An 11,215-nucleotide genomic window follows, 5' to 3' on the forward strand; every position below is an offset into this window, starting at 1 on the left:
CGGGGTGCTCCTTTTTGGGTCGACGGATCAGGCCATACGACTGGCGGCCTGCCTCAAGGATAACGACACCGGGCGGATAGAATGGTGCAGATGATCTCGAATCCTGTGCTCCGAACCCCCGCAGCCGTGCTGTGGGACATGGATGGCACCCTCATCGACTCCGAACCGCTCTGGTTGGACGCGGAGCTGACGATGCTGCGGCGCTACGATATCGAGCTGACTGACGCGGTGCGGGATAGCCTCATCGGCTCGGGTTTGCGCGCTGCAGCGGCCACGTTCCAGGGTCTTGGGGTGCCGCTCACGATCGAGCAGATTATTGCCGAGTGGACGGCGAGTGTCATCGCGGGCTTGCGCGCCGTGGGGCCGCAGTGGCGGCCGGGGGCGATCGAACTCCTGGCGTCGCTGCGTGAGGCGGGGATTCCATTCGGGCTTGTCACGATGGCGGTGCGTGAAATTGCTGACGTGGTACTCGAGCTGCTTCCGAACGGACTGCAGTTCGCCGCGGTGCTCGGGGGTGACGAGGTGACCCACGAGAAACCGCACCCGGAGCCGTATCTGCGCGGCGCCGAGCTGCTCGGTGTCACGATCACGGACTGCGTGGCGCTCGAGGATTCCTTCACCGGGGTGCGCTCGGCGCGAGACTCCGGGGCGGTGACGTTTGGGATCCCGAACCTCCTGAACATCGATGCGGCACCCGCACACGAACACTGGCCCACGCTTGCGGGTGTGGACGCCGACACACTATCTGAACGATTCCGCCGCTACGCGCGTGCGGACACATCCACCCGAGAGGACACACACGCGTGAGCGAACAGGAAGCGGTCATGGGGACCCCAGCACCGAGCGGCCCGCTGGGCTATGGGGACCGACTGCAGTTGACCGGCCCGAAGGGGCGGTTGAACACAATCACGCTCGTTCCCGGCGGCGAGTTTCATAGCCACCGCGGTGTCATCGCGCACGCGGACATGGTGGGCCTTCCGGACGCCTCCGTCGTGGTGAACAGCAGCGGTGAGGAGTACCTCCTGCTGCGCCCGCTGCTCTCCGACTTCGTGATGTCGATGCCGCGCGGTGCCGCGATCGTGTACCCGAAGGACGCGGCGCAGATCCTGTCGCTCGCGGACATCTTCCCCGGTGCCCGCGTCGTGGAAGCGGGTGTCGGATCCGGCGCGCTGTCCCTGCACCTGCTGCGCGGGATCGGCGAGACCGGTGAGCTGTTCTCCTTCGAGCGACGCGATGAGTTCGCGGATGTGGCGCGCGCAAACGTCGCCGCGTACTCGGGTTCCGCTCCCGAGAACTGGACGCTCTCGGTCGGCGACCTGCAGGACACGCTCCCCGCCGTGTGCCCGGACGGCACGGTGGATCGCGTGGTGCTCGACATGCTCGCTCCCTGGGAGTGCGTCGACGTCGCCGCACACGCGCTGCAGCCCGGTGGCGTGCTGATTTGCTACGTCGCGACGGTCACGCAGCTCTCGCGTACGGCGGAGCAGATCCGGCGCAGCGGCATGTTTACTCACCCGCAGTCCTCCGAGACGATGGTGCGCGGCTGGCATGTCGAGGGCTTGGCCGTCCGCCCGGATCATCGCATGGTGGCGCACACGGGCTTCCTGATCACGGCCCGCCGCCTCGCCCCGAACACGGTGATGCCGAGCCTGAAGCGGCGCGCATCGAAGGGTGAGTTCAGCGACGAGGATCTGGCAACCTGGCTGCCGGATCTCGGCGGCGAGGCGAGCGGCGACGAGGTGTGGACGCCCGAAGCGATGGGCGAGCGACCCAAGAGCGAGAAGGTGCTTCGGAAGAAGGTCCGCGAGGCCCGCACCCTCGCCGACGAGCGCGGTGCCGACGCGGCCGCGTACGGCGGCGACGCGGACGCGTGATCGCCGTTCCCGGTGGGGTGCGCAGATGCGCAGCCGAGGTTCGATAGGATGGCGGAGTTCACACTGAGGCTTCCGCGAGAGGTGCATATGCTTCGTCGACTTGTTCCCGCAACCGCAGTGGCGACGCTGCTCATCGTCGGGGTCACCGGGTGCACCGCGCAAAACGCGGCGAGCGCGGACTGCGCCCCCTCGATGTCTCCCGGTGCGCTGAGCGACAACGTGGTGGTGCTCGGAGAGTTCGGGCAGAGCCCGCAGATCACTGCGCCGAAGGACACGGAGATCTTGTCGTCCCAGCGGACGGTCATCAGCGAGGGATCGGATCGCAGCACTGTCGCATCCGAGAACTCCCTGGTCGGCGTCAATATGGCCTTTGTTGATGCGGAGAGCGGCAAGAAGCTTTACGAGAGCCCCGGTTTCGTGGATTCCGATATGGCACCCGAGTACCTCTTGGTATCCGAGGACATGGCGAACCCGCTGAGCGAGGCCGTGCGCTGCGCCGCCGAGGGCGACCGAGTCGCGCTCGCGCTGTCGCCGGAGGAGAGCATGCAGCTCGCGATGCAGCTCGGGGGCACCCCGGGCAGTGCGCTCGTGGGTGTGCTCGACGTCACCTCGACCTCACCGCTCGCGGCGCAGGGCCCCGTGCGCGGCCTGCCAAACGGTTACCCGGCCGTTGTCACCAACGAGGATGGCGTCCCCGGCGTTGTCCTGCCGCCTCGCGCGGCACCGAAGGGCACGACCTCGGCCATCCGGATCGAGGGGGACGGCGCGGTTGTTGCGGCCGGCGACAACGTCATCGGCCAGGTCCTCAGCGTGGGCTGGGACGGTACGCCGCAGCAGAACACCTGGAACACGGGTCTCATGGCCCTCGGCAGCGAGGACCAGATCTCGCAGTCCGGCAACACGTTCCGCACGGAGCTCACGGGCGCCAAGCTCGGCTCCCAGGTGGTGATCGTCGAGAACGAAGGCGGCGCTGCACGCGTAGTTGTCGTCGACGTGCTCGGGGTCAATTAGGCACCGAGTGGCGGACCGTTCGACGGTACCGAGCGAGCAGCGGGTCTTCAGCCTGGTGCTCGCTCTTGTCGTGAGCCCGGAGGGGCTGACCAAACGGGAGCTGCTTTCCTCCGTGTACGGCTATGCCGGGCGCGCGCAGCGCGGCGCGGGAACGGCGGCACTGGAACGTCAGTTCGAACGGGATAAGGACCAGCTCCGTGGGCTGGGTATCCAGATCGAGACGCGAGACTCGCCGCTCGAACCGGGCAATAACCAACTCACCCGCTACCGCATTTCAAAGGAGCGGCTCGAGTTTCCGCGGGAGCTCCGCTTCACTGAGCGGGAACTTGTGTTGCTCAGGCTCGCTGCGCTCGCCTGGCAGGAAGGCAGCCTGAGCGCTGAGTCGCGACGCGCCGCGATGAAGCTTGAAGCACTCGGTGCCGGACTCGATGTGCAGCACCTCGGCGTCGCCCCGCGACTCGGCACCCTGGAGCCCGCGGCCGCGCCGCTTCAGGACGCGATCACGCAGGGCAGGATTGTGCGCTTCGGATACACGCTGCCGGGTCGCGATGCGCCGCTCGAGCGCCGGGTCGCCCCCCTGCGACTCCACCGCGTGGACGGCCGCTGGCACCTCCTCTCGTGGGATCTCGAACGCGCGGCGGATCGCGTGTTCTTGCTGGCCCGGATTGAGGGCCCGGTCACGCTCGAGACTGCAGAATTCGATCCGGAGCTTCGGGATCGAGTTCCCGCCGCGGAGGCCGAGCTGCGCGAGCTGCGCGAGCGCCAGCGCGCCACGGTGCGGGTACGGCGCGGCTCGATCGCGGAGGCGCGGCTCGCGCCGCGCGCCCGAGATCATGTCGCGGTGGATCCGGCGCTCGATACCGAGCTGAATCTCGAACTGTCGCTCGGCATGCTCGATCCACACCTGCTCGCCGCAGAGTTGCTGAGTTTTGGGGCGGACGTTGCGGTCGTGTCACCTCCGACGCTGCGAGAGCTCGTCACCACCGGGCTGCGCCGGATCTCGGCCACCCATGAAGAGTTCGGGGAGGACACGCATGCGTAGGCCCGTACTCGGCCCGGATCGGGTGCTGCTGCTCCTGTCGCTGGTCCCGTACTTGCGTGAGCACGGTGCGGTATCCGTGACGGAGCTCGCGGAGCGTTTCGATGTGACCCCGGAATTGCTGCGCTCACTTGTCCGGTTCCTGGGGACCGCGGGGGTGCCCGGCGAGACGCTGAGTTATCAGGACGAGGATCTCTTCGACATCGATTGGGATGCCCTTGATCTGTACGACGAGGTGAGTCTGACGCGCACGGTCGCCGTCGAGGAGGCCCCGCGTTTCTCACCCGCGGAGACCGCCGCACTTGTCGCCGGGTTGCAGGCAATCACCGCGATGCTGCCCGAGGCAGATGCAGAGCTTGCACGCGGGATCGCGGCGAAGTTGGGCGCGGCGCTCGGCGGTGCGGAGCCCACAATGTCGGTGAGTGCCGATCCGGAGGATCCGCGGGTGCCGCGTCTTGTCGCGGCAATCGACGCGGGACGGCCCGTTCGCTTTGTATACCGCGACGCCTCGGGCGCGACCACGCTGCGGAGTGTGGACCCGATTGCGCTGACCCAGCGGGCCGGAGGCTGGTATTTGCGCGCGCACTGCTTCGACCGTGACGCGGAGCGGACCTTCCGCGTCGAGCAGATGTCTGAGCTTGACTGCCCGGAAGCGGCGCCGGAAATCGGCCCGGAACTCGCGTCGACGGCAGCGCAGGTACAGGTGCCGGTGCAGGGTCAGCTGCCGGTGCAGGAACCGGAGGCTGCTCCCGCGGTGACCGCAATTGTGGCGCGCGTCGCGTCGCACGCGCTGCCCCGGCTCGCAGGGTTCCAGCCGACAGTGCTGCAAGAGAACACGGATGGCTCTGTGCAGGTCCGCGTGGATGCGTGGCACCGGGACACCGCGATCCGGCTGGTGCAGCTTGCGCCCGGGGAGATCGCGATCGTGTCGCCCGATTCTGCGCGGGACGCGGTCAAGATGTGGGCCGAGCGCGCCCTCGCGAGCTACGACGAATAGTGGCCCGGCTCACCGGTGCCACACACCGGGGCGCCGACAGTCCTGGGATAGACTGAACGAATGGCACGAGAGCCTCGCACACAGCGTTCCCCAGACGGGCGCATGACCCTTGGCGACCACCTTGTCGAGCTTCGCAAACGCCTGATGATTGCGGCAATCGCGATCGTGATCGCGCTCGTGGCAGGCTGGTTCCTCTCGGACTGGGTGTGGGACATGCTGCGCCGCCCCATCGAACAGTTGGGGGAGCAGGGGCGCGACGCGATCATCGCCTACGGCGACATCACCGGAGCCTTCGACACGAAAGTGCAGATCGCGCTGTTTATTGCGATCCTGATCGCCTCGCCCGTATGGCTGTACCAAATCTGGGCCTTCCTCGCGCCGGGCCTCACAAAGCGCGAAAAGCTCTACGGCGTGGGTTTCCTTGCGGCGGCCGTGCCGCTGTTCCTCGGTGGCGCGTTTGCCGGGTGGATGGTGATGCCGAACATCGTGCGCCTGCTGGCGAGCTTCCAGCCCGACGAGGACGCGTTTTACCTGCAGGCCAGACTGTATCTCGACTTCGCGATCAAGCTCTTGCTCGCGGTCGGGATCGGCTTTGTGCTCCCTGCGTTGCTCGTGATGCTGAACTTCATCGGGGTGGTGCGCGGCCAGTCCATCCTGAAAAGCTGGCGGCTCGCGATCCTACTCATCATCCTGTTTGCTGGGATCACGACTCCCGCGGCTGATCTCTGGAGCATGTTCTTGCTCGCCGCTCCGATGGTGGTGTTGTACTTTGCCGCCGCGGGCATCGCGCTCTTGCACGACCGCCGCGTGGACAAGCGTCGGGCCGTGGAGTTCGCCGAATACGACCTCGATCCCGTATCGACAAAGGACGACGAATGACCGAGACTGCAGCGCCCATCACCACCCCAGAGGAGACGGCGCTGCAGTTCTTTGCCGGCCGCCTCAACTACCCGCTTGACACCTTCCAGATCACGGCCTGTGAGCGCCTGGAAGAAGGGCGCAGCGTGCTTGTCGCCGCCCCAACCGGGTCCGGCAAAACAACAATCGCCGAGTTCGCTGTCTATCTCGCGCGCCGCGAGCGCGACGCCCGCATCTTCTACACCGCGCCCATTAAGGCGCTCTCGAACCAGAAGTTCCGCGAGCTGTGCGACGAATACGGCGAGGATGAGGTGGGGCTCCTCACCGGCGACCTGAACATTCGCGGCGACGCGCCCATCGTGGTGATGACGACCGAGGTGCTGCGCAACATGATCTACGCGGAGTCGGATGCGCTAGCCGATCTCGCGTTCGTGGTGCTCGATGAGGTGCACTTCCTGGGCGACCGTTTCCGGGGCGCGGTGTGGGAGGAGATCATCCTGCACCTGCCACGCCAGGTGCGGCTCGTGGCGCTCTCCGCCACGGTCTCCAACGCCGAAGAATTCGGTGATTGGATGCACGCGGTGCGTGGTGACACCGATGTTGTGCTCTCCGAGCACCGGCCCGTGCCGCTGTACCAGCACGTCCTCACCCCGAAGGAGCTCCTGCCACTGTACGTGGGGCGGGACGGTGAACTCGTGGACCGGGGCCGACTGAATCCTGAGCTTCGCATGCTCGAAGCGGGCGGCCGCGGTTCGGGCCGCGGCGGGCGGGACCGCGCGCGTGGCCGTGCGCCCCAGCGCCGGGGGCGCCGCGTCTCCCGCGCCGACATCGTGCGTGCCCTCGACGAGACCGAGCTGTTGCCCGCCATCGTTTTTGTGTTCAGCCGCAACGGCTGCGATCAGGCCGTGCGGCAGTGCCTGTTTGAGGGCATCACGCTGACGACCCGTGAGGAGCGCGAGGAGATCCGGCGCATCGCGCGGGCAGAGACGCGGGACATGAGCGAGGAGGAGCGCCGGGTCCTCGGCGTCCGCGAGTGGATCGCGGGCCTCGAACGTGGGATCGCGGCGCACCACGCCGGGCTGCTGCCCGCATTCAAAGCGGTTGTGGAGCGCCTGTTCCAGCGCCGACTCGTCAAAGCTGTGTTCGCGACTGAGACCCTGGCGCTCGGCATCAACATGCCAGCCCGGGCTGTCGCGATCGAGCGGCTCGACAAGTTCAACGGCGAGCAGCGCGTGCCGCTCACCTCGGGCGAGTACACGCAGCTTACGGGTCGCGCCGGCCGGCGCGGCATCGATGTGGAAGGCCACGCGGTTGTCGTGTGGAGCGACAGCGTAGAACTCGAAGCGCTCGCCCACCTCGCTGGCGCGCGTTCGTTCCCCGTGAACTCAAGCTTCCGGCCCACACCGAACATGGCGGTGAACCTGCTGCAGCGCATGGATGAGGAGCACGTTCGGGAGACCCTCGAACTCTCGTTCGCGCAGTTCCAGGCAGACCGGGCAGTTGTGGATCAGGCGCGCGAGCTGCGGGCGGAGCAGGACTCCCTCGCTGGCTATGACCGTGCGGCCGCGAAAGCGCAGGGCTCTGATCGGAAGCGGTGGGAGGATCGGGCGCGGAAGCTGCGGCGCCGGATCGAGCGCGGCCGCCGACAGGTCGCCTCGCGCACCGGAACGATCGCGCGTACCTTCGACAGGGTTGTCGAGATGCTGCTTGAACTCGGTTACCTGGAGCGAATCTCGGGTGAGCCGCAGGTCACGACCTGGGGTGAACTGCTGCGACGCATCTACGGTGAGCGGGACCTGCTCGTGGCCGAGTGCCTTCGCGAGGATGTTTTCCGTGGGCTTGATGCGGCCGGACTCGCGGCGATGTGCTGCGTGCTGAGCTACGAGGCCCGGCGCGACGAGGAGGGCTCGCCACGTCTGCCCGGTGGCCCCGCGTTCCTGGCCGCGCACGACAGGGTGCTCGACCTGTGGGAGCGTCTCGACGACCTCTCGGAGCGCTCGCGCCTGCCGCGCAGCGAGATGCCAGACGCGGGTCTCGCGAGCACAATGCACGCGTGGGCGTCTGGCCAGCCGATCGAGCGTGTGCTCGAAGACGCGGGTCTCGGCGCGGGCGACTTCGTCCGCTGGACCAAACAAACGATCGACCTGCTCGATCAGATCGCTCAAGCCTGCGAGGCGGGTGTGCGCGCCGGCCTCGTCGAGCCAGATCTCGGCGAACTTGCGCAGCTTGCACGCTCGGCGAAGCGCTCCGTGCGACGCGGCATCGTTGAGGCGTCGAGTACGTCGTGACGCTCTCGTCTGAACCCCGCCGGCTCCGCTGGTGGACCTCGCTGCTGGCCGCCGCGGTGGGCGGGTTGCTGCTCGATACGGCCGGGCCGGGTCTGGGCTGGTGGCCGCTCGCGCTGCCTGCCGCGGCCCTGATCTTCCTCGCCGTGTGGCAGCAGCGTGCACGCTGGGGCCTGCTTGCGGGGGCTGTGGCGGGCCTCGCGTTCTGGGGCCCGCACATCTCCTGGCTTACGCTCTACCTCGGTCTGGTGCCCTGGGCGGGTCTCACCGCCGTGATGACGGCGTGGTTCGCGCTGTTCGGACTGTTCGTGGGCGCCGGCACGCGCGGGATCGCGCGGGCCGCGGTGTTCCGTAGCCGTCCGGCGCTTCTGCTCGTGGCTCAGGCTGCCACGGGCGCGGGGCTATGGGTCCTGCGCGAGTCCGTGCAAAGTTCGTGGCCCTACGGCGGCTTTGCCTGGGGGCGGCTCGCACACACGCAGGCCACGGGCTGGCTCGCGGAGTCGGTGTCGTGGCTCGGATTCTCCGGGCTCAGTGGGGCGATCGCATTCGCGGCGGCACTGTGCGTGGCGGCCGGGGTCGCGTTGTGGAGCGCTCGTGTCGGTGCCGATCGGTCCGCGATCCAGCGACCCGCGCGGGCTGCGGTCGCTGGCGCCGTGGTGCTCCTCGTGGCGCTCGGGCTCGTTCCCGCCGCCCCGCTTCCTCAGGACGGGACGCTGAAGGTCGCCGCGATCCAGGGCAACTCGAAATCCGCGATCTTCGACGATCGGGAGTCGGGTGCCGTGTTCCGTGACCACGCCCGCCAAACCGAAAGCTTGCTCGACGAGTTGGAGGCCGCGGGGGAGTCCGTCGACCTGATCGTGTGGCCCGAAAACAGTGCCGAGTTCGACCTGCCGGGAAACACGCTCCGCGACTTCGAGGTGGCGGGGCTCGCCCGGCGGGCGGGTGCTCCGATTGTGGCGGGTTCGATTCTGCAGGATCCGGACGGGACCTACACGAACAGTGTGGTCGTATGGGACGCGCGCGGGGCGACGGGGGAGCGATACGACAAACGATTCCCCGTGCCGTTTGCCGAGTACATGCCGAACCGCGACTTTTTCCACATGCTCGCGCCGGATCTCGTGGATCTTGTGCAGCTTGAGTACACGGCCGGCACCCGGCCCGCGGTGCTGAACCTCGATACGCCCGCCGGTGCTGTCGCGGCGGGGCTGGCGATCTGCTTCGACATTATCTTTGATCAGCAGGCCGAGGCGATTGTCGACGGCGGCGCGCAGGTGATTCTTGCCCCCACGAACAACGCCGACTTCGGGCGAACGGACGAGAGCGCGCAGCAGCTCCAGATTGCGCGGTTGCGCGCGATCGAGACCGGGCGCGCGCTTGTCAACATTTCGACTGTGGGCACGAGCGCGATGGTCTCGCCGACCGGGCAGACACTCGACGGCCTGACGCCGTTCACCGCCGACGCGATGGTTGCGGAGATCCCGCTTGTGAGTGGTGCCACGCCCGCACTGCGTTTCGGTGCCGTGATCGCGGGCGCGTGGATGCTGCTCGGCGCGTTGGGTGCGGCGAGCGGAATACTGCTGGGTTACGAGCCGCGGCGCGCGCGCAAGAGCTGAAGCCGCTCTTCGAGGAGTTCCTCAAGCTCTTCGCGTGTGCGGCGTTCGATCAGCATGTCCCAGGGGGTACGCTGCGACGACTCCTTCTCCTCAAACTCGGCCCGGGCGGTACGGCCGGCCTCGTCGTCGAGGAAGCCAAGCTCACCACTCTTCTGGTCGAGCCACTCGGCCGGGGGCTCCGCGTCCGCGTCGAACAGCACCGAGAATCGGGTGCCGCGGTCGGTGAGGTACTCGACTGCGCGACGCGGTGAAAGCTCCACGCCTTCTTCGCCCTGCAGGCTGGTCGCGCCGATGCGCGTCCCGCGAAGTGTTCGATCGGCCATGCTGGACCTCCTCGCCTTTGGGGCCGGTCTTGGACGTGCCCCTCCCGTGCTTCGCAGCCTACTCCTTTCGGTGCCCTCGCCGATAGCCCCTCCCCAGGGGCCGGAGCACGCCCTGCGCGGGGCGAGACTCCGCTCGGAGCCCCGGCGACGCGCGTGCCGAGAAGCCTATTTGGCACCGAACGTCGCCGAGGAAAGCGCGAGAACGCGAGTTCGGTGGCTGGGGTCGGCCGCGCGCCGGTCAGCCGGGGTCCTGGAACTCGACTTCGCCCGAGCATGCCCCGGGGATATGCCCGCCTCCAGTACCCTTGAGTACGTTCACTTCGTCGATGTGAGGAGCACTAGTGACACAGATTCTTGAGCCGGGAAGTCTTTCCGGCCGCCGCGCGCTCGTAACCGGGTCGTCCCGCGGGGTCGGGGCCGACACGGTCCGCGCCTTCGCTGAGGCCGGAGCCGACGTTGTCGTGAACTTCCGGAACAAGGCCCCGCGCGCTGAGAAGCTCGCGACGCAGCTCCGCGAACTCGGCGTGCGCGCATTTGTTCAGGGTGCGGACCTCACCGATCCCGCCTCCGTCGCGGGCATGATGGACGCGATCCGCGAAGAGTTCGGCGGGCTCGACATCTTGGTGCTGAACGCCTCCGGAGGCATGGAGGGCGGCATGGCCGAGGACTATGCCTTGCAGCTGAATCGTGATGCGCAGCTTTCCGTGCTCGACGCGGCGCTGCCGCTGATGGCCGAGGGTGCGCGGGTAGTGTTCGTGACGAGCCACCAGGCGCACTTCATCAACACCACGCCCACGATGCCTGAGTACGAGCCCGTGGCTCGCTCGAAGCGCGCCGGCGAGGACGCGCTGCGTGAGCGGATCCCGGCCCTCGCTGAGCGCGGCATCGAGTTTGTGGTGGTATCGGGCGACATGATCGAGGGCACCGTCACCGCGACCCTGCTGAACCGCCTGAACCCGGGCGCGATCGAGGAGCGCCGCGAACAGGCCGGCCGCCTGTACAACGTTGCGGAGTTCGCGGCAGAGGTCGCTCTCGCCGCCGTCGAGCCGGTCCCCGCGGACAACACTCGCCTCGTGGGCGACACGAGCAGCTTCGGCGGCTAACGCGCGCTCCCGCGCCGAGCGTGTCTCGCGTCGCGTCGCGCCGCGTCACATCGCGCCGCGTCTCGCGATCATCGAAGGGTGAGTTGTGGCTGCTTCCTCGAATGGAAGCAGC

General features: G+C 67.9%; 10 protein-coding genes. 9 read left to right on the top strand and 1 reads right to left on the bottom strand.

Annotated elements, in window-relative coordinates:
- Positions 1-90: 90 nt before the first annotated feature.
- The 8 genes from FM113_RS16675 to lnt all read left to right on the top strand — a co-directional run bounded on the left by FM113_RS16675 (position 91) and on the right by lnt (position 9,677).
- Complete coding sequence (locus FM113_RS16675) at positions 91-807, top strand: HAD family phosphatase (protein ID WP_254909063.1); 717 nt, start codon at positions 91-93, stop codon at positions 805-807.
- 17 nt (positions 808-824) lie between these two features.
- Positions 825-1,874 carry a tRNA (adenine-N1)-methyltransferase gene (locus FM113_RS16680; protein WP_087015958.1) on the top strand — a complete coding sequence of 350 codons (1,050 nt, stop codon included), beginning with the start codon at positions 825-827 and terminating at the stop codon, positions 1,872-1,874.
- An 87-nt stretch (positions 1,875-1,961) separates the two neighbouring features.
- Positions 1,962-2,885 (top strand): peptidylprolyl isomerase, encoded by a 924-nt coding sequence (locus FM113_RS16685; RefSeq protein ID WP_087015984.1) that lies wholly within the window; start codon positions 1,962-1,964, stop codon positions 2,883-2,885.
- Positions 2,886-2,892: 7 nt separating this feature from the next.
- Complete coding sequence (locus tag FM113_RS16690; RefSeq protein ID WP_087015959.1) at positions 2,893-3,927, top strand: YafY family protein; 1,035 nt, start codon at positions 2,893-2,895, stop codon at positions 3,925-3,927.
- The gene (locus tag FM113_RS16695; protein WP_087015960.1) at positions 3,920-4,921 is read left to right on the top strand and encodes a YafY family protein; all 1,002 of its coding nucleotides are present in this window, start codon (positions 3,920-3,922) and stop codon (positions 4,919-4,921) included. Before FM113_RS16690 ends, FM113_RS16695 begins: the two co-directional genes overlap by 8 nt.
- A 60-nt stretch (positions 4,922-4,981) precedes the next feature.
- Complete coding sequence (gene tatC, locus FM113_RS16700; protein ID WP_254909064.1) at positions 4,982-5,800, top strand: twin-arginine translocase subunit TatC; 819 nt, start codon at positions 4,982-4,984, stop codon at positions 5,798-5,800.
- Positions 5,797-8,067, top strand: coding sequence for an RNA helicase (locus FM113_RS16705; RefSeq protein ID WP_087015962.1), 2,271 nt, complete (start codon positions 5,797-5,799; stop codon positions 8,065-8,067). The genes tatC and FM113_RS16705 overlap by 4 nt, the downstream gene beginning before the upstream one ends.
- Positions 8,064-9,677 (top strand): apolipoprotein N-acyltransferase, encoded by a 1,614-nt coding sequence (gene lnt, locus FM113_RS16710; protein WP_087015963.1) that lies wholly within the window; start codon positions 8,064-8,066, stop codon positions 9,675-9,677. Before FM113_RS16705 ends, lnt begins: the two co-directional genes overlap by 4 nt.
- Here the strand turns inward: lnt and FM113_RS16715 are convergent.
- Entirely contained in the window at positions 9,647-10,000 is a 354-nt protein-coding gene (locus FM113_RS16715; RefSeq protein ID WP_087015964.1) for an RNA polymerase-binding protein RbpA, read from the bottom strand. The two genes, lnt and FM113_RS16715, sit on opposite strands and share 31 nt — an antisense overlap.
- 341 nt (positions 10,001-10,341) lie before the next feature.
- On the opposite strand from FM113_RS16715, the gene FM113_RS16720 reads away from it, so the two are divergent.
- Positions 10,342-11,103 (top strand): SDR family oxidoreductase, encoded by a 762-nt coding sequence (locus tag FM113_RS16720; RefSeq protein WP_087015965.1) that lies wholly within the window; start codon positions 10,342-10,344, stop codon positions 11,101-11,103.
- Positions 11,104-11,215: the final 112 nt, after the last annotated feature.

The organism is Leucobacter sp. 7(1) (genome assembly GCF_900163635.1).
Lineage (GTDB): Bacteria > Actinomycetota > Actinomycetes > Actinomycetales > Microbacteriaceae > Leucobacter.